This window comes from Sphingomonas sp. P4_D12, assembly GCF_056401895.1.
On sequence record NZ_JBFUIL010000002.1, the window covers coordinates 378,697 to 397,374 of the forward strand.

19 protein-coding genes are annotated in these 18,678 nt (G+C 64.5%); 13 read left to right on the forward strand and 6 right to left on the reverse strand.

The annotated features are described in order from the left end of the window. Positions 1 to 8: 8 nt before the first annotated feature. Positions 9 to 1,148: a serine hydrolase domain-containing protein gene (locus tag AC1DSD_RS04315; protein WP_478028702.1), complete on the forward strand. Its 1,140-nt coding sequence runs from the start codon at positions 9 to 11 to the stop codon at positions 1,146 to 1,148. Between the two features lie 4 nt (positions 1,149 to 1,152). On the opposite strand, the gene AC1DSD_RS04320 is transcribed toward AC1DSD_RS04315, so the two are convergent. Continuing rightward, positions 1,153 to 2,181, reverse strand: a complete 1,029-nt coding sequence (locus AC1DSD_RS04320) for an oxidoreductase (protein WP_478028703.1) — start codon at positions 2,179 to 2,181, stop codon at positions 1,153 to 1,155. A 275-nt stretch (positions 2,182 to 2,456) separates the two neighbouring features. On the opposite strand from AC1DSD_RS04320, the gene AC1DSD_RS04325 reads away from it, so the two are divergent. Then, positions 2,457 to 2,765 carry a UrcA family protein gene (locus AC1DSD_RS04325; protein ID WP_478028704.1) on the forward strand — a complete coding sequence of 103 codons (309 nt, stop codon included), beginning with the start codon at positions 2,457 to 2,459 and terminating at the stop codon, positions 2,763 to 2,765. Positions 2,766 to 2,847: 82 nt separating this feature from the next. Here the strand turns inward: AC1DSD_RS04325 and AC1DSD_RS04330 are convergent, their stop codons facing one another. Beyond that, positions 2,848 to 3,597, reverse strand: a complete 750-nt coding sequence (locus AC1DSD_RS04330; RefSeq protein WP_478028705.1) for a LytR/AlgR family response regulator transcription factor — start codon at positions 3,595 to 3,597, stop codon at positions 2,848 to 2,850. Continuing rightward, entirely contained in the window at positions 3,587 to 4,780 is a 1,194-nt protein-coding gene (locus tag AC1DSD_RS04335; protein WP_478028706.1) for a sensor histidine kinase, read from the reverse strand. The genes AC1DSD_RS04330 and AC1DSD_RS04335 overlap by 11 nt, the downstream gene beginning before the upstream one ends. A 144-nt stretch (positions 4,781 to 4,924) precedes the next feature. Between AC1DSD_RS04335 and AC1DSD_RS04340 the strand changes: the two genes are divergently transcribed. Then, positions 4,925 to 5,689, forward strand: a complete 765-nt coding sequence (locus AC1DSD_RS04340; protein WP_478028707.1) for a class I SAM-dependent methyltransferase — start codon at positions 4,925 to 4,927, stop codon at positions 5,687 to 5,689. Positions 5,690 to 5,818: 129 nt separating this feature from the next. Continuing rightward, on the forward strand, positions 5,819 to 6,058 hold the full coding sequence (locus AC1DSD_RS04345) for a hypothetical protein (RefSeq protein WP_478028708.1): 240 nt from the start codon (positions 5,819 to 5,821) through the stop codon (positions 6,056 to 6,058). Positions 6,059 to 6,071: 13 nt separating this feature from the next. Here AC1DSD_RS04345 and AC1DSD_RS04350 read toward each other — a convergent pair whose 3' ends face one another. Further along, on the reverse strand, positions 6,072 to 7,469 hold the full coding sequence (locus AC1DSD_RS04350) for an SH3 domain-containing protein (RefSeq protein ID WP_478028709.1): 1,398 nt from the start codon (positions 7,467 to 7,469) through the stop codon (positions 6,072 to 6,074). A gap of 92 nt (positions 7,470 to 7,561) precedes the next feature. Beyond that, positions 7,562 to 8,344 carry a M15 family metallopeptidase gene (locus AC1DSD_RS04355; protein ID WP_478028710.1) on the reverse strand — a complete coding sequence of 261 codons (783 nt, stop codon included), beginning with the start codon at positions 8,342 to 8,344 and terminating at the stop codon, positions 7,562 to 7,564. A 74-nt stretch (positions 8,345 to 8,418) separates the two neighbouring features. On the opposite strand from AC1DSD_RS04355, the gene AC1DSD_RS04360 reads away from it, so the two are divergent. From AC1DSD_RS04360 to AC1DSD_RS04380, 5 genes are all read left to right on the forward strand, one after another. Further along, entirely contained in the window at positions 8,419 to 9,072 is a 654-nt protein-coding gene (locus tag AC1DSD_RS04360; RefSeq protein WP_478028711.1) for an RluA family pseudouridine synthase, read from the forward strand. Further along, entirely contained in the window at positions 9,065 to 9,484 is a 420-nt protein-coding gene (gene arfB, locus AC1DSD_RS04365; protein ID WP_066816232.1) for an alternative ribosome rescue aminoacyl-tRNA hydrolase ArfB, read from the forward strand. Before AC1DSD_RS04360 ends, arfB begins: the two co-directional genes overlap by 8 nt. 10 nt (positions 9,485 to 9,494) lie before the next feature. Further along, a complete protein-coding gene (locus AC1DSD_RS04370; protein ID WP_478028712.1) occupies positions 9,495 to 10,172 on the forward strand; it encodes a hypothetical protein in 678 nt (225 codons plus the stop codon). A gap of 59 nt (positions 10,173 to 10,231) precedes the next feature. Further along, a complete protein-coding gene (locus AC1DSD_RS04375) occupies positions 10,232 to 10,717 on the forward strand; it encodes a GAF domain-containing protein (protein ID WP_478028713.1) in 486 nt (161 codons plus the stop codon). Positions 10,718 to 10,850: 133 nt separating this feature from the next. Beyond that, positions 10,851 to 11,816, forward strand: coding sequence for an RcnB family protein (locus AC1DSD_RS04380; RefSeq protein ID WP_478028714.1), 966 nt, complete (start codon positions 10,851 to 10,853; stop codon positions 11,814 to 11,816). A 62-nt stretch (positions 11,817 to 11,878) separates the two neighbouring features. Here AC1DSD_RS04380 and AC1DSD_RS04385 read toward each other — a convergent pair whose 3' ends face one another. Further along, positions 11,879 to 12,616 carry an HdeD family acid-resistance protein gene (locus tag AC1DSD_RS04385; RefSeq protein ID WP_478028715.1) on the reverse strand — a complete coding sequence of 246 codons (738 nt, stop codon included), beginning with the start codon at positions 12,614 to 12,616 and terminating at the stop codon, positions 11,879 to 11,881. 649 nt (positions 12,617 to 13,265) lie between these two features. On the opposite strand from AC1DSD_RS04385, the gene AC1DSD_RS04390 reads away from it, so the two are divergent. The 4 genes from AC1DSD_RS04390 to AC1DSD_RS04405 are packed head-to-tail and all read left to right on the forward strand — an operon-like array spanning position 13,266 to position 18,673. Then, on the forward strand, positions 13,266 to 15,485 hold the full coding sequence (locus tag AC1DSD_RS04390; protein WP_478028716.1) for a TonB-dependent receptor: 2,220 nt from the start codon (positions 13,266 to 13,268) through the stop codon (positions 15,483 to 15,485). Between the two features lie 12 nt (positions 15,486 to 15,497). After that, complete coding sequence (locus AC1DSD_RS04395) at positions 15,498 to 16,682, forward strand: MFS transporter (protein ID WP_478028717.1); 1,185 nt, start codon at positions 15,498 to 15,500, stop codon at positions 16,680 to 16,682. Continuing rightward, positions 16,679 to 17,368 carry a TetR/AcrR family transcriptional regulator gene (locus AC1DSD_RS04400; RefSeq protein ID WP_478028718.1) on the forward strand — a complete coding sequence of 230 codons (690 nt, stop codon included), beginning with the start codon at positions 16,679 to 16,681 and terminating at the stop codon, positions 17,366 to 17,368. The genes AC1DSD_RS04395 and AC1DSD_RS04400 overlap by 4 nt, the downstream gene beginning before the upstream one ends. A 24-nt stretch (positions 17,369 to 17,392) precedes the next feature. Then, positions 17,393 to 18,673 carry a D-arabinono-1,4-lactone oxidase gene (locus AC1DSD_RS04405; RefSeq protein WP_478028719.1) on the forward strand — a complete coding sequence of 427 codons (1,281 nt, stop codon included), beginning with the start codon at positions 17,393 to 17,395 and terminating at the stop codon, positions 18,671 to 18,673. Positions 18,674 to 18,678: the final 5 nt, after the last annotated feature.

The following is an 18,678-nucleotide window of genomic DNA, read 5'->3' on the forward strand; positions in this document are numbered from 1 at the left end:
CTGCAGCAATGAAAGCAGGTTATATCGCCATCACTCTGACCGCAGCTGCCGCCTTCGGTCCGGCCGCGGCATCACCGGTCATGCGTGTCCAGCCAGTGTCGCAGCCGCTCACCGTGGCGATCGACACCGCTGCAGATAAGCTTGCCGCGGGCTTTCTGGCGAACCGCTGCCGCGTTGGCCTATCGATCGCGGCTTTGGTGCACGGGCAAGTCCGGTTCTACGATTACGGAACGGCGTCCAGGCAGACCAGACGGAAGGCGACGCCGGACAGCATCTACGAAATCGCCTCGGTCACCAAGACCTTCACCGGGGCGCTGGCGGCGCAGGCCGTGAGCGACGGCGCGATGGGCGTCGATCGCGATTTCCGCTCCTATCTTCCCCAGACCTATCCGAATCTGGAACGCGATGGGCAGCCGATCACACTGCGCTCGTTGGCAACCCATCGATCTGGGTTGCCGCGCGATTTCCCCGATACCGACGCGCTCTACGATCATCGCGATTATCGGACACTCCCCGACGCCCTGCTGGCGCTCGATCGCGGCTATGACCGCGATCATTACCTCACCGCGTTGCACGGCATTGCGTTGCGGAGCACGCCGGGAACGACCGAGGCCTATTCCAACCTGGGTATGAAAGTGATCGGTTTCGGGCTTGAGACCGTCCGTAAGCAGCCGTTCGAACGTCTGATGCGTGCCTCGATCCTGCGCCCGCTCGGGATGAAGGATACCGATTTCGTCCTCTCGCCGGCCCAGCGCAAAAGGCTGGTCACGCCGTATGACCGGCTCGGCCGGGCGACGCCCTTTCATCTGCGCAATGCCGGTGCCGCTTACGGCCTCTATTCGACGCCGGCCGACATGGTCCGCTATGTCCGGTGGCAACTCGACGAGAATGTCCCCGCGATCAAACTGGCGCATCAACCGCTGGTCGGGACGCAGTCCGATGGCGAGGGGCTGATCTGGAACATGGCGCTGGACAACGGTCAGCGCATGCTATGGCACGGCGGCGGCACGTTCGGGATGACGAGCCAGGTCGTGCTCTATCCGCAGGCGCAGGAAGGCTATGTCCTCCTCGCCAATGACGCTTGCGAAGGAACCGAGGGCGCGCTCAAGCAGATCGCCCAGCAACTGCACGCGGCACCGAACGGATGATGGGCTAAAGCAGAGCCTCCGCTCGCTCGGCGGCGCTGCGCAGCCCGGCGTCGAGCACTTCCATCACCGTGATCGCCTCGCTGGCGGGGACCGGGTTCGCATTCCCGCCCCGAATGGCGCCTGCCATCGCCTGCCAAAAGAGCCGATAGTCGCCGCGTTCGTTGCGTACGGGGGAGACCGTGCCATCGTCGCCGATCGTCAGCGTGCCGTCGATCGGATCGATGCCCCAATCCTCTCCCTCCGGCGCGTGCCCGGCAAGCGTCGCGGCTTCCTGCGGATCGCTCCCATGCTTGATCCAGCTCGCGCGCGTGCCGTGCACCGCGAACCTCAGGCCGTGTTGCGCGGCGAGCTTGGTGGCATGCAGGATTACGCGATGCCGATCATAGCGCAGCACGGCGTGGAAATAATCGGGTGACGGCGCCCCTCCGCGCAAGGTCGCGAGGTCGAGGCTGACTCCTTCGGGTCGCCCGAATAGCACCAGCGCCTGGTCGACCAGATGCGGCCCAAGGTCGAGCCAAGCCCCACCCTCGCGGGCTTCTTTCCACAGACCGGTCGGGGTTGGGCGCCAGCGATCGAAATGGCTTTCGAACTGCACGATCTCACCCAGCGAGCCTTCCGCGATCAGCCGCTGCAGCGTGCGGAAATCCGCATCCCAGCGGCGGTTCTGGAACACGGTCACTTGCCGGTCCGCGGCGTCGGCGGCGGCCGCCACGCGGCGGGCGTCGGCCAAGCTAGTGGCGAACGGCTTGTCGATCAGCACATGCTTGCCGGCTTCCAACGCCGCGACGGCGTGCTCGGCATGAAGCGCGTCGGGGCTGGCGACAACGACGAGATCGATGCCCGGCTCGGCCAGCAGCGCCGCGACATCGGGCACGACGCGCATATCGGGCAAGTCGGCATGCACCTTCGCCGGATTGCGCGTGACGATCGCGCGCAACGCCATGCCGGCCGTGGCGCGGACATAGGGTGTATGAAACGCCCGGCCCGCCAGACCATAACCGATCACGCCGACACCGATTTCCTGCACCGTCATGCCTTCCGTGCCGCCTCGATCTTCCTGGCTCTATGTCGGATCGTCACGCCGCGCTCAAGCCGCGCGGAATTCGATTTAGCTGCAAAAGGAGAGGCTTTGGCCAGGTCGCCGCTTGTCGAACGCCGTCGGTCGTTCGTCGCCTGCTCAGGTGGTTGATAGAAGCGATCGGCGCGTTGATCGAAGAGCGCTCCGCTCGACCAGTCCCCTGAAATATCCCCAAATCGTCGCCCTGTTTCGGCGAGCGACGATTGACTTCAATTGATGGGAAAAGCGTGATGCATATTTCATATGTGGGAATGGGATCGATCGTCGCTGCGGTCTTTTTCGGCACTGCCGATGCGGCCGCGGTAGCTCGGGACATGGATCAGCTGCCCAAGGCCGTCGTCTCTATCCATGATCTCGATCTCTCGACCGATGCCGGCATCAGGACGGCGCGCGCGCGCATTCGCCGGGCGGCGGAACGGGTTTGCGGCGATTATCCACGGGTCGGTGCGCTGGTACCCGTCGAGGTCGAGCGCTGCCGCACCGTCGCGGCGCGCCAGGCCGACGCCCGACTTGCTCCGTTCAGGCTCGCCGCCAGATAATCATGATGCCGTCCGGCCGCCGAGGATCAGCACTGCCGATCGCCCGTCGGCGGGCCCTTTGTGGTCGCCGGCAAAGCATGGCTCAGCGGCCTGCCAAGGCCTTTACGGCGGTGAGGTAGGAGCGGCCTATCCGGACGTCGGTTCCATCGACGAGAATCGCGTACCAAATCCCCAGCCCGTCGTGGCGAAGCTTGGCGATGAAGTCTCGCCTGACGATCGTCGACCGGTGGACCCGGATGAACCTGGCCGGGTCCAACCGGCGTTCGAGCGTGCCGAGCGTTTGGTGGAGTAGGAAATTGCGCGACCCGATCTGCAAGGACATATAGTCGCGCATCGCGTCGATCCGATCGATATCGATCGCAGCGATGCGCACCATCTCCGATCGGTACGGCACCCAGAATTCTTCGATCCATTCCGACTGCGGTGATGGATCCGGAACGCGGTTTTCGGGTGCGCCGATCTTCTCACGTGCGCGTGCCACCGCCCGGACGAGCCCCTCGGGCGTCACCGGCTTGAGCAGATAGTCGACCGCGGCGACATCAAACGCCGCCAGGGCAAATCCGTCGAACGCCGTGCAAAAGACGATGGCGGGGACATGCTCTCCGGTGCACAGGGCTTTGGCCACGTCCATGCCGTCCACTGCCGGCATGGCGATGTCGAGGAGCACGAGGTCGGGCGACAGCGCCTTCGCCAGTCGCAATGCTATTTCACCGTCGGAGGCAGTGCCGACCAGCGTCAGGCTCGGGATATTCGAGCAGAGCACGACCATGCGTTCGATCGCGAGCGGTTCGTCATCGACGATCAGCGTCCGCAACACGGGCTCAGTCCTCATCGAAGGTCAGCGGCATCGTCAATTCCACGCGGAATCCGCCCGGAGCGAGCGGGTGGACGCGGCAAGAACCGTCGCCGTCGAACCGGGCGGCAATGCGATCGGCGACGTTGCGCAGACCGAGGCCGGTGCTCGGGTCAGGCGGAGCGCCGGTCGATCCAGGCTCGCCATCGTCCTCAACGGTCAACAGGAGGCGATCGCGGTCGCTTGCGGCGCGGATAGTGATCGTGACGGGGCGCCGCGATCGCGACACGCCATATTTCACGGCATTCTCGATCAGCGGTTGCAGGATCAATCCGGGCACGAGCGCGTCGCGCAGATCATCGGGCAATTCGATATCCAGTCGCAGGCGATCGGGAAACCGGATCTGCTCGATATCGAGATAGAGTTGTTGCAGCCGGATCTCTTCTGCTAGCCGCACGTCCTCGCTCGGATCGCCGACCAGACTGGCTCGGAAGAAGCTCGACAGATTGATGATCATACGTTCGGCGGCGGCTTGCCGGCCGACCATGACCAAAGATGACAGCGAGTTGAGTGTGTTGAACAGAAAATGCGGATTGACCTGATAGCGCAGCGCCCGAAGCTCGGCCGCCTGCGCGGCGGCGCGAAACGCGGCGTTCTTTCGTTCCAGCGCGCCGACCTCGGCGGCGTAGCAAAGCGCCAGATAGAGCGCGGCCCATCCGGCGAAGAAGAAATAACTGTTGACCGCGCTGTCGCCGATCATCTTGACGATCGCCATATTGGCGTCGTCAGCGTGGGTACCGCCCACCTGCACCATCATTCCGCCTGGCGGCTTGGCCTGGTGTGTGGCGGAAGTAGGGGCGTTGGCGCTGCTGGTGGCCGCCGCTTCGGTCTGTCCCACGACATCGAACACGAACCAACTCGCAGCCGAATAGGTCAACGCCGCAGGCACCGCGAGCAATCCGGCGGCAATCATGCCGCGCTTGAGCGAGCTCGTCGGAATCCTGCGCAAGACAAGGTAGACAAGATAGGTGAGGCCGATGCTGAACAGCATGAGGGCGAGGCGCCGGACGAGAACGTCCGGCTGAACGCCCTGTCCGATGACCGCGGACCTGAGCGTGACGATGGCGCAATAGAACGCCCAAAAGCCGACCATCGACAATAAGGCAACGCGTGGCGAAAGGGCGGGGTCGTCGGGCGAGTCCGCAGCATATTCCTCGGGCATGGCGGATCATAGCGTTGCGCCGGCCACCATAGAAGGTGCGGCAGCGTCGCCGGTCGAAGCGTGTCGCGCGTTCATCGAAACAGGCGAGCGCCGGGCGCCTCGAGGGAGCCTGTTGATCGGCGAACTTCGATGAAAGGATTTGCCGTGAAATTCCCCATCAGTCCGCGACTGGGTACGCTGCTGGCAGCGGCCAGCCTGACCGCGCCGCTTGTGTCCTATGCGGTTGCCGCGCCGGCTTCCTGGACCGCCATCCTGACCGACGCCGGCCGTCCCGACACCGATAAGGCGCGCGATCCGGAGCGCAAGCCGGCCGACATGCTTGCCTTCGCGAAGGTTCGGCCAGGCCAGACGGTCGTCGATTTCCTTCCAGGCAGGGGATATTTCACACGCCTGTTCAGCCTTGGCGTGGGTCCGCGCGGCACCGTCTATGCCGTGACGCCGCAAGTGTATCTCGAGAGGGCCAAGGGTCGTCCTCTCCCGCCGCCGGTGTCGGGCGAGCCCGGCCGTGGCAACGTTCACGAACTCGTCGCTACCGCTGATTCCTTTGACCTGCCCAAAAAGGCGGATCTGGTGTGGACGTCGCAGAACTATCACGACGTTCACATCTGGCTGGGCGCTTCCGGAGCGGCGGCGTTGAACAAGGCGGTCTTCGATGCGCTCAAGCCTGGCGGCCATTATATCATCCTCGATCACGCGGGAGCCGCGGGACTCGATGACGCGGGTATGGCCAAGATGCATCGGATCGACGAGGCGTTAGTCAAAAGCGAAGTGACTAAGGCGGGATTCGTTGCTGACGGCGGAGCCGATGTCCTTAGGAACCCCGAGGATTCCCGGTCTCAGAACGTTTTCGATCCCTCGATCCGCGGCAAGACCGACCAGTTCATCCTGCGTTTCCGCAAGCCGGGATAGCGGCGGTCAACGCCACGATTTCGGTGAGAGGAGGGCCGCCTGACGCCTCCCACGGGCGCGTTCGCCCGAATCGTAGCTAACAAATGGTGACCGATGGAACGCTTGTTCACGCCCGCTGTTGGTCAAGGCATGAAGCGTGACCGCGCCCACTATGAAGTATTCCCCGCTCAGGCCGTGCTGGCCGGCGGATGCGTGCGCGTCACTTGGGCATGGCAACAGATCGCGCGCTCGGGGACGATCCGCCACGCGGTGCTCTACGATACGCTCGAGGATTGCCTGGCCGCGATCAACCGCCGCTGTCGCCGCCGCGTGTTGCCCGCGGTCCGCGTGATCCTCGATCCCGCCGACGCCTCGCCAGCCAGGATCTGACGACAAATTAGCGCTAGCGCGCGGTGACGTGGACCAGGCTGGTCATTGCATCGACATAGCTACGATTGTCGTCGTAGAGCAGCGGCAAGAGCGGCGTCACCGACACCTGGTTGAGCTTGGTCTTGCGCAGCTTTCCCGCGTTGTCGCGGAAAATCGCATAGGGCACGTCCTGGATCATATAGGGCTGACCGCCGATCTTCCCCAGGAACATCATGACATGCCCCGGCACCACCAGCAGGTCACCTACGTCCGCCGCCATCACCGCTTTCAACCGCGCCGCTTTGCTATCGGCGGCGGTGAAGACCTGATGACGAATGGCCGGGCTCGTTCCCTGCGCGCCCGAATTGGGCGGCAGAATCACACCCATGCTGCGATAGACGTCGCTGGTAAAGCCGCTGCAATCGCGCGCATTGTACATATGGCCCCAGCCGTATCGCTCACCGAGGAACTTGAACGCTTGGCGGATGATGTTTGCCCGGGTCAGCGGTAGGTAGGCGGCCGCACTGCCTTCCGACTTCGGCAATAGCGCCGGGACGAAACGCAGCGTCCCGTCCTCCGCCCGCGTTGGCAGTTTGATTGGCCATGACTGCGAAGGTCCCTCGCCATTGACCGGCTGGTCGGGTGGGACCTGCGCGAGCGGCGCGTTGGCGCCCATGTCGAGTTGCAATTCGGATACTGCCGGCGCTTCGGGTGTGAACACTGTCCGCACCTTGCTGGCGGTGACGATGCGGAACGGGCCCGCGCCGTGATAGCCGAGCACCTCTGCGGCCGGGCCCGTGGCGATGTCCTCGTCGCGCACCCAGGCCGGACCCTGCCAGGTCTGGACGAGGAGCCAGCGTCGATCGCGGCTGCGGTGCAGAACGACGACGGCATCGCCGGGGAATAGGATACCGGCCTGGAAGCTCTCGAAATCGAGCGAATCGATCGAAGGGAAAGCATGCAACTCGGTGGGATAGATCCTCAGTTGGGCGCGACGCACTGCCAAGCCGTAGCGCGCCGGCTGGCTCGCGGGGATCGTGTCGGCGTCCTCATTGGCGATGGCGCCTGCCAGCGTCTCGCGATCGATCGGCTTGCCATTGGCATCGACCGGCGGCGTGGTGAGGGGACTGGCGATCGACTTGAGCCAGCCGAGCACGCGCTCTCGCGAAATCGTCGGTCCGATCCGCGCAAGGTCGACCAGGTTGGAGTCGATCGCAAAGCCCTGCCGATTGCGCGCCTCGATCTCGCTTGGCGTCATCAACAGCGCATTAGGAGAAGCGGCCCGCGCGATCCAGTAATCGGGCGACAACATCGCGTCTTGCACGCCGATCACGCCCGATGGCGGGATGACTCTGCTGACGTCCTGCGCGGCCGAAGGGCTTGCTGCGGCGAAAGCGGCCATGATCAATGCTGTGCGAACGCGACTTGCCACCGATCTCACCTTTCGATTGCGGGCGCGCGGCCTAGCATCACGTAATCACCGCCACCAGTCCCGAACGAGGGACTAACTCCCTTCGATCAGGTCTATTTTGGCCAGGTCGGCGTCGGTGTCGGTGCGGCGGTCGGGGCAGGCGATGGCTGGATCGCTCTCTGCCATTCGGGCGATAAATCCGCGATGCCCGGCGATGCCGGAAAGCGCGTCCGCGCCGTGGCGAACAAAGTGCGCGCCGTCGCCGCCCCCGGAACGGTCGCGTTGATACCCACCCAGCGCCAGTGCCACGGCTCCCACGTCACGCCTTGCGCATTGCCCGGCGGAAACGACAATTCGAACCCGAACTCGGTCGCATGCTGCAACAGCCATTTGCCCGGCGGCGTGTTGGCGATGCAGTCGCTGACATCGCCGCAGCCGCGCGTCAGCGGGCGGATCGCGAAATCGAGCGCGTAACCTGTGGCATGCTCGCTATAGCCCGGAGGGCCTGAGCTTTTGGCGCGCTCCGCGGCATCCTTGCACCTTTTGCCGGGCCCGATCTGGCCACAGAAGATCTGACGCTGGCGTTCGATCGTGCGGAAACAGGATATGCCGCGCAATTTGCCTTTCACCTCCGGCACCTGATCGGCGGCGGCGAGCAACGCGGTCATCGCCACCGCGGCGTCGTGATGGAGTTGGCACGGCCGCCCCGCCCCGAAATTGCCCGGCATCGCCACCATGTCGGCCGGATTGCCTTCCGGATAGGGAATATGCCCGAGCATCCGCCCGTCCGGCAGCGGGTCGATAGTCTGGCCATTGCACAAGGTGACCGGGGTCAGCGCGAGAGCGGCGGCGGGAGCGAACAGGAACAGGGCAACCAGCAACCAGCGCAACGGCATCAATATGCTCCGTGGGGGGAAACAAAGCGCGCAACCACTGGCACGCGGGCGGCTTGAGTGGCAAGGGGTGCGCCATGCTGGCGGATAAGGTGTTGTTCCTCGACGGTGAGGCGATGGTAATCGACAAGCCTGCGGGCTTGCCGGTCGATCCGCCGCGCCGCGGCGGGATTAGTCTGGAAAACCATCTCGACAGCTTGACCTTCGGATTTCAGCGCTGGCCGATGGCAGTCCACCGGCTCGACCAGGATACGTCGGGTTGCCTGCTGCTCTCACGCAATCCCAAGGCCCATGCCCGGCTGCAACAGGCGTTCGAGGCGAACCGCGTCGAGAAACGCTATCTCGCCGTGCTTGAGGGCATACCGGCGGAAAGTGAGGGCGTGATCGACCTGCCGCTTATCAAAGTCTCGACGCGCGAAGAGGGCTGGCGGATGACCGGTTCGCCCAAGGGCAAGGCTGCGCGCACCGCCTGGCGCGTGCTGCGAACCGAAGGCGGACGGGCGCTGGTCGAATTCCGTCCGGCGACCGGGCGGACCCATCAAATTCGCGTCCATGCGCTCGAGGGAGTGGGCCTCCCTGTGGTGGGGGATCCGGTCTATGGCCGCGCCGATACGCTAGGCATGCTGCTCCATGCCGCCGAACTGATTATCCCGCGTGACGGCAAGCCGGCGATCGAAGCGGTCGCGCCGATCCCCGAACGGTTCGTCGCGGCGGGCTTCGGTCATGAGTGACGGCGACGGCTGGGTCGACCGTATCGATACAGCCATCGTCGAAGAGCGTTTCCTCGCCGCGACCGGTCCTGGCGGGCAGAACGTCAACAAGGTGGCGACCGCGGTCCAGCTTCGCGTCAATGTCTTCGCGCTCGGCCTTCAGCCTTATGCCTATGAGCGGCTCAAGGAACTGGCCGGCAGCCGAATGACGGCCGGGGGTGAGCTGCTGGTCACCGCACGCCGTTTCCGCACGCAGGAGGCGAACCGCCAGGATGCGCGCGAGCGGCTGGCCGAACTGGTCCGCGCCGCGCACGTTCGCCAGGCCAAACGCGTCAAGACCAAACCATCCCGCGCTGCCAAGGCGCGGCGTGTCGACGAGAAAAAGGGTCGCAGCACAGTAAAAGCCGGGCGCGGCAGGGTCCGCATCGATTGAGGAGATAGCTGTGGCCAAGCCCACGCCAAGCCTGCGCCGTTACACCAGCCTGCCGGTGGTGATCGACATGCTGATGAACGAGCGAATCACGCTCGTCAGCCCCTCGGCCTGGGTCGACGCCAATGACCGCAAGGCGATGGCGGTTTATCAGGAACATCTCGGCCATGGCTTCGTCGGCGCGGTCTGCCTGACCGAAGCGCCCGAAACCTTCCATCACTGGCAAGTATTCGCCGGCGGATCGGCGGGAATGAGTGTCCATTTCGACAAGGCGCGGTTCTGCGCGATGTTCGACGGCCGCGCCAATTGCCTGATCGGCCCGGTCGACTATGTCCGCATCGCCGATATCGCGACGATCGACGCCAGCGACATTCACCGCCTGCCGTTCATGAAGCGCGCCGGTTTCCGCGACGAAGCCGAATTCCGCGCGATCGCGGTCGGCGGCGACGAGGATGAGGTGATCCACATCCCGCTCGATCGCGCCGCGGTCAGCCGCATCACGTTCAGCCCGACGATCCCGCCGGCGCTGGTCGACACCACGCGGCGGCTGCTCCATCAGCTCCCCGGCTGGGAAAAACTCCGCATCGTCCAGTCGCGGCTGACCGATAGCGTATCGTGGCAGCGGGCGCTGGAGAAATATCCCGCGCGGCATGCTGGCGGGACCAAGCAAACCAGGAAGAAGTCCGGCTAAGCGGACGGCGACCATTCCACCCCTCCCGTTGGCGCCACACGATCGCTACATGGTGCTTCATGTACGCCTTCGACATCGCCGCCGGATCCAAGTCCGACCTCTACCGCGACCTGCTTGCCGCCTGTGACGCCGTCACCGCCGGCGAGCCCGATGCGGTCGCCAACATGGCCAACGTCGCCTCTTTGCTGTGGCAATATCTACCTGACCTCAATTGGGCGGGCTTCTACCGCAATGTCGGTGACGAACTCGTGCTCGGACCGTTCCAGGGCAAAGCGGCGTGCATCCGCATTCCGTTCGGCAAGGGCGTGTGCGGCGCGGCGGCGGCGACGCGAGATACCCAGCTTGTCGCCGACGTCCATGCTTTCCCCGGCCATATCGCCTGCGACGCCGCCAGCCGTGCCGAATTGGTCGTGCCGATCGTGTCGGGCGATCGCGTCGTCGCGGTGATCGATCTCGACAGTCCCGAACCCTCACGCTTCGACGAAGAAGATGCGGCCGGAATCGAACAGATCGCCCGACTGTTAACGGACAGGGTTAACAACTGAATCCTGATCCAGATCGGGACAAACATAAGGCTGGTGAAAAACTGGCGGAAAACAGGGGTTTTTGGTACTCATTCCCAAGATCGATCGCGCTGGCTTGGTTAATGGCCGCGCCGAGTAACAGGGAGTGTTAACCATGCGAACCCTAGTGATTGCTGCGGTTGCGGCCACTTTGGCCTTTGGCGGCGGTGCCGCCGACGCCCAGCGACTCGGCAATGGCGGCGCGCCCGCCGGCGGCTGGAGGGGCGGCCAACCGGCACCGCAGGGCCAGCCGATGCCGCGCCCCAATCCCGGCCAATGGCAGGGTCCCCGTCCGGGCAATCCGGGCGGCTGGAATGGCAATGGCCCGCGCCCCGGTAATCCCGGTGGCTGGAACGGCAATCGCCCGCGTCCGGGCAATCCGGGGAATTGGAACAATGGCGGCCAATGGCGCGGCGGCTGGAACGGCAATCACAGCCGTTGGGGCAATCGCGTCGGCGGTTATTGGTGGGCCGGCGTCCAGGCGCCGGGTGGCTGGAATGGCTATTCGCGCATCAAGCGCGGCAAGCGCATCCCGAACTACTGGCTGTCTTCCAATTTCATGATCGGTGACTGGCAGCTCTACGGGCTGATGACGCCGCCCGGCGGCTATTATTGGACCCGCTATTACAACGACGCGTTGCTCGTCGACCGTTATGGCGTGGTCTATGACGGCGCCTACGACATCGATTGGGACCGTTATGACGACGGCTATGCCTATGACGACAGCAATGGTTATGCGTCCGGGCCGAATTTTGGCGGTCCGGCTCCGGCGTTCGGCGCAGACTATGCCGCGCCGGGCTATGGAGGCAACAGCAGCTATTACGAGGAACGCGCGGATTATCGCGTCGTGCCGCAGCCCGTACCGGCGCCAACCATTGCTTATCGCGGCGGCTATGCCGGCACCTATTACACCCCGCCAGGCACCACGACGACGATCGTGATCCCGGGCGCGACGACCACGACCACCACCACTGAATATATCACCGAGACGTATCGCCCGGTCGCCCGCAAGGTCTATCGCGCGCCGGTGAAGAAGTGGCGGCCCAGGGTGCGGTGCACCTGCAGTTGCGGCTGCCGCTGATCGACCAGTTCGTTGGGGGGGCGCTGCCCGTCGTCGCTATAGCGACGACGGGCAGTTCCGTTTCAGCCGTTGACGGCCGTCCGCTCCGGACGATGCGCGCGGAGTTGTACTGCCAACGCGCTCATCAGCACGCCCGCGACCAGAATACCCGCGGCGATCGAGCGCAACGCCATATCGGGTGCCAATGGCAGCGCCACACCAGTGACGATCCCGACGAACAACAGCACGACACCGCTGCCGATCAGCCAGCCGCGTCCGTGATCGTTCTCCAGCCGTGCCGCGGCGAGCACGCTGGCCAGCCCGATCAGCAATGACCAGGCGGTCAGCAGGCGCAGGAACGTGGCAATCGGCATGTCGGGATAGATCACCGCCGCCGCGCCCGCGAGGAACCCGACCACCGCAGCCACTGCCTGCCACGCCCAGCGCGTGCCGCTCACCGCGTGATGGCTGGCGAGCACCGCCGATCCGATGCCATCGGCGAAACAATAGAGAGCGAAGGCCACGATCAGCGAACCCAAAGCAGGGACGGGGATGGCCAGGCCCGCTGCGCCCATCGCGATCGCGAGCAGCGCCTTGATTGCAACGATCGGCCAGTGATTGGCCGCACGGTCGTTCAGTTGTTCGTCGAGTTGCCCGTCGGGCGGCAACCAATCGTCCGGCGCGAGCGTGGAAAACTGCGCGAAGGCGCGGCGTCCCAACCCCTTCCGCGTCGGCGCGTCGTCCGCTGGAAACCCATTCCTCGATGCCCGATCGACGGGATCGGGCTCGATCTCGATATCGCGTGTGCGCTGCCGGTCCATATACCTAACCTCCTCCTGCGCGCGATGCGCCACGCGCGGCGTCCATCGTGCGCAAAAGGGGAGGGGTGATGCGGGGCCGTCTGCCGGGATCGGCGTCCCTCCCGCGGGAGCGCGCGGAACTCGACCTTCAGGAAGGTCGTTCGCTGTCGCTCGCCATCCGCTCAGTGGTGCGGTCGGCTGCCCCTCGGGGTGTCGGCTCGATTCTGTTCAGGACGTCGACGCGGCCGCTAAGGAACCGACCTGCGTGATCGCGCGTAAAACGCGCAAAAGCTCAAAAGTTTCCGAGTTTTGCGATGAGTCGAAGGCTGCCGTCGCCTATTTTCCAACATCTCCGCTTCCAACATCTCCGCGTCCAATCCGACGTCCCCAGCCGCATGGCGCAGAGGCCGGCCGCCGCGTTTGCCCGTGAGATCGGCGCAGGCGAGTCGCAAAACCGTCATTTCATGAGCTTTCTGGTGCGTTGGCGGCAATTTCGTTCCCATTAGATCTACCTCCGGCCCTCAACAAGCATCCGTAACATTACGTATTGCAAAGCAAATCCTCCGTTGGGGCATTCGTCTTGCAGTTACGATAGTTCATGCTACCGTTAGGCATCCTCACTCGAAAAGGAGTGGTTATGCGTCGAGCAGTCGGGGTTGGAGTTTCGCTGGTGGCCCTTGCATGGGCCGGGTCGGCATCGGCGCAGGAGGCGTCGGCGGGCAATTCTCCGGCGGCGGCAACCACGCCTCCCGACGATAATGCGCCGCGGGTCGACGACATCATCGTCACGGCACAGAAGCGCGCCGAAAATCTCCAGGATGTGCCGGTCGCGGTCAGTGCGGTGACCGGCAAGACGCTCGAGAACAAGCGCATCCTCGACCTCGTCGATTTGTCGAATGCAACTCCGGGTCTTCAGATCAAATCGGACGATAACGGTGCCAATCCGCGCATCTTCATCCGCGGCGTCGGCGTCAACGACTTCAACCCGGCAACCGCCAGCGCGGTCGGCATCTATGCCGATGGCGTTTATGTCGGCTCGCCGCTGGCGCAGCGCTTCGCGTTCTTCGACCTGCAACAGGCCGAGGTTCTGCGCGGGCCCCAGGGTACGCTCTACGGCCGCAACACCACGGGTGGCGCGGTCAACGTCACCAGCCGCAAGCCGGGCAACGATGTCGAAGCCGATTTCCTGGCCGAATATGGCCGGTTCAACTCGGTCAACCTCCAGGGCGGAGTCAGCCTGCCGCTAGCCAAGGACCTGCTCTCGGTGCGCGTCGCCGGCATCTACCAGCGCGACGATGGCTATTCGGTCAACCGGCTGACCGGCAATCGCGGCAACAACGCCGATCGCTGGGCGGTACGTGGCAGCGTCCATTTCACCCCGTCGAGTTCGATCACCGACGATCTGGTCGTTACCATCGGCAAGTCTCGCGGCGGGTCGATCTGGGCCTATAACCGCACCCTGTTCCCGGTCAGCCCGGACGTTGCTGGCCCCGACGGCCTTTGCGCGCCGGCTTATTATGGCACTGCGAACTGCACCAACGTGCTCGGCTACGCCAATGCCAGCAAGAACCTCTATGAGGGCGATTACAGCTTCGAGGGGAAGGATCGGGTCAACCTCTTCACCGTCGCCAACACGCTGACCATCAATCTCGGCGCGGCCGACATTGTCGCGGTGACCGGCTATCAGCATGCCAAGCGTAACGACCAGGAAGAGACCGACGCCAACCCGCTGCCGGTGATTACCGCCAGCTATATCGCGCGGCAGAACACGTTCAGCCAGGAATTGCGCCTGCAATCGAGCGGCAAGCCGGCGCTGCGTTACGTGTTCGGGCTTTATTACGCCCATGACGACCTGACCAACAATTCGGCTTATGACGTGCTGGCGATCCTGCCCGCCGACCCCCTATCGGGAATTGGGCGTTTCGTCTGGCCGCTGGCGCAGAAGACCGACAGCTATGCCGCGTTCGGCCAGCTCGATTACGATCTGACCAGCCGGCTGACCGCAACCGTGGGCCTGCGCTATTCGGCCGATCACAAGGATTTCCACTATTTTAGCGGAGAGACGAACACCGGCACACCGTTCTTCACCTTCGATGGCTCGAAGACCTTCGATTCCGTGTCGGGCAAATTCGGGCTGCAATATCGCTTCACGCCCGATGTGAACGCCTATGCGAGCTATAGCCGCGGGACGAAAAGCGGTGGTTTCTTCAGCGGTCAGACCGGCAATATCGCCGATATCGGGCCGTACAAGGACGAGACCGTCAATGCCTATGAGGCCGGCCTAAAGACCGAATTGCTCCACCACACTTTGCGCGCCAACCTGGCCGCCTTCTATTACGATTATCAGAACCTTCAGGTCTACACGACGGTGATCGATGGCTTCATCACACGCCAGCTGTTCACCAATGCGTCCGCCGCGCGCATGTATGGCGGCGAACTCGAACTCGAGGCGACGCCGGCGCGCGGTCTGACCATCTCGATGAACGCGGCCTATCTCAACGCTACCTACCGAAACTTCGTGTCGGCCGGCGCCGATTATTCGGGCAACACATTGCCGTCGGCACCCAAGATCAGTGTCCAGACTGCGGTCGATTATACCCAGCCGGTATCGTTCGGTGCGATCGTCGCGAATGTCAGCGCGAGCTATCGCAGCAAGGTGTTCTTCGATACCGCCAACACGCCGCGACTGAGCGACCAGGCCAGGGTCTATGTCGATGGGCGACTGGGCGTGCAGCTCGTTCGCGACAAGCTCGAGATCGGCGTGTGGGGTAAGAACATCTTCGGAGAGACCAACATCTCAGACATCACGCCGATCGCGAGCCTGGGCTTCGATGTCGTCAGCGTCGGGCCGCCGCGCACTTACGGCCTCTATCTCCGCGCGCATTACTGAGGGGAGACGGGGATGACCGTCATCGCGAACGAGAGCGACTATGGCTGGATCGGATCGCGCCCCGGCGCGGTCCAGATCGGCGCCATCTTGTTCGCGGGCGTCGCGGGCATCCTGTTTGCCGGGGTTGGCCCGCTGCTGCTGGGTGGGCTCGAAGCATCCGGCCGGATCAGCCCGGCGCAACTCGGCCAGGCGGGGACCGCCGAATTGCTGGCGATGGGTGTGGCGGCGGGACTGACCGGACCGCTCTACGGCATCAGGAACCTACGGTTGTTGACGATCCTGTGCGGGCTAGCGATGGCCGGGCTCAACGCATTATCGATCGTCGTCGATGGCTGGACCGTAGTCCTCGTCCGCGGCCTCAACGGCATCCCAAGCGGCGCGCTGATCTGGCTGATGACCGCGATGATCGTGCGCTCGGCGCGACCCGATCGTTGGGCGGCGATCTACCTGACCGTCCAGACGCTGGCGCAAGCCGTGATCGTCGCGGTGCTAGGCGCTTTGGTCGAAGGAGCTGCGGGCGTGGGAGTGGGGTTCGCGGTGTTGGCCGCTATCGGGATTGCGACCGGCCTCGCCGGACTGGTGGTGCCCAACAGCCTGGCGGTGCTGCCGGTCGATCCTGATGAGCCGACCGGGCGGCTGAGCACGCGCGGGCTGGTCGCGCTCGCGGCCGCTTTCGCGTTCAATGCCGGCATCCTGGCGGTGTGGATCTATGTCGAGCCATTGTCGCGGCAGTCGGGGCATCCCGCGGGTACTGCGGGTCTGGCGATGGCGCTGTCGCTCGGCGCGCAGGTCGCGGGCGGATTGGTCGCCACCTTCGCGGCCGGACGTCTGCCGACAGCACCGACCTTGGCCGTCTCGCTGCTCGGCATGGGCGCGGCGATGGTCGTCTTCGCCTATCTGCCCGGCGTCACGATTTTCCTGACCGTGTCGGCGATGTTCGGCTTCCTGTGGATGTTCGCTTCGCCCTTCTTCACACCGCTGGCGATTGAGGCAGACCCGACGCGGCGCGCGGCGATGTTCGGATCGGGTGCGGCGCTGCTCGGCTGCAGCGCCGGCCCGTTCCTGGCGTCGCTGTTCGTCGGTGAGGCGGATGTACGGCAAAGCCTGATCCTCGGCATCGGCCTCCTCGCGACATCGCTCGTCATTGTCATGCTGCTGTACTTTGTCCGGGCCAAAAGCCACTCCCTCGCCGCATGACCACAGCATCTTCGCCTTCCGATCCTGCCGCCAAGACTGCTGGCGGCAAGCGCCGCCGCCGAGCGATCCCACTCGCGACCAAGCATCGCCCGATCCAGGCGCGTGGCCAGGACACGTTTGAACTGATCCTCGACGTCGCCGGGCAATTGCTGCGCGAGATCGGCTTCGAACAGCTCACCACCAACCTGATCTGTCAGCGGGCCGGACTGACCCCGCCGGCGCTCTATCGCTATTTCCCCAACAAATATGCGGTGCTGAAGGAGCTTGGCGACCGCCTGATGCGCGCCCAGGACGATGAGGTGCTCGTCTGGGTCGCCGAGGGCGGCCTGACCGGCGCGACGTTCGAGGAACGGCTGGCCAAGAGCATTGCGATCCAGGAACGGATGGTTGCGGTCCACCGCGAATTCCCCGGCGGCATCGCGATCGGTCGCGCGTTGCGCGCGGTGCCTTTGCTCAACGATCTGCGCATCCGCTCGCGCGACATGATTGCGAGCGCGTTCGCCGAAACGCTGCGCCGACAATATCCCAATACCGATGAGCGGCGGGTGCAGGTGGCCTGCCGCCTGATCGTCGAGCTCGGTTACTCGGCAAGCGAGATGGTCGTCGAGGAACCTGACCGCGACGCCGATATCATCAACCGCGAAGTGTGCCTGATGTTCGCACGCTATCTCGAACATTTCGACTGACCGCTGCCCATGGAGAGAGCAGGCATGGATTGGCACAATTGGTCCGGCAGCGTCGCCGCTCGTCCGCAGCGTATCGAGCGCCCAAAGACCCGCGCCGAACTGGCGGGCCTGATCCAGGCGGCCGACAAAGTGCGTGTGACCGGCGCCGGTCATTCGTTCATGCCGCTGTGCGAGACGTCCGGCACCTTGCTCAGCATGGGCGATTACGAAGGTGGGATCGACATCGCGCCTGACCGCCGCACGGCTTGGGTACCTGCCGGCTGGGGACTCGACCGTTTGACCGAAGCATTATGGGCCGAGGGGCTGTCGCTGATCAATCAGGGCGACATCAACCCGCAATCCCTGGCCGGCGCCACTGCTACCGGCACCCACGGCACCGGGGCCGAGCTCGGCAGCCTATCAACCCAGGCCTGCGGTTTCGAACTGATGCTGGCTGACGGCAGCCTGGTCGAATGCGGTCCCGACCAAAATCCCGATCTCTATCAGGCGCAGCGCCTGTCGCTCGGCCTGTTCGGGGTCGCCACGCGGATCCGCATCAACGTCTTGCCGGCTTATTATCTCGAGGAGCGGATCGAACGCCGCCCGCTTGCCGAAATGGCCGAGCGCTGGGAGGAACTCGGCGCCGCCACGCGCCATTTCGAGTTCTTCGTCTTCCCTTATGCCGATTACGTGATCTTCAAGACGCTGCATCCGGTCGAAGGTAGCGGCGACCTCAAGCACACCACCGACATCGACGAATCGATCTTTCGCAACATCTGCGAAATCGGGCGGCGCGTGCCCAGGCTGATCCCCATGCTGCAGCGCTTCATGATGAAGATGAGCGCCAAGCCGACCCAGCGTGTCGGGCCCGCCTGGCGCGTCTTCCCGTCCGACCGCACGATCCGGTTCGAGGAAATGGAATATGAAGTGCCGCGCGCTGCTGGGCTGCCGACGCTGATGGAAGCGATCGCCTATATCCGCCGCCGCAAGCTGCCGGTCGCTTTCCCATTCGAATTCCGCCTGACCGCGGGCGACGACATCTGGATGAGCCCATTCCACGCCGGCCCGGCCGCTTCCATCTCGTTCCACCAATATGCGAAGATGCCGTGGCGCGACCTGTTCACCGAAATGGAGGCGGTGCTGCGCAGCTCGGGTGGTCGCCCGCACTGGGCCAAGCGCCACACCATGACCGCCGATGACGTCGCGCGGCTCTATCCGCGCAGCGGCGATTTCCTGCGCGTCCGCGAAACCGTCGATCCGGGCCAGAAGTTCGTCAATGACGACCTTGCGCGCCTGTTCGGCCTGACCCCTCCCGTCCGGAGCTGACCCAC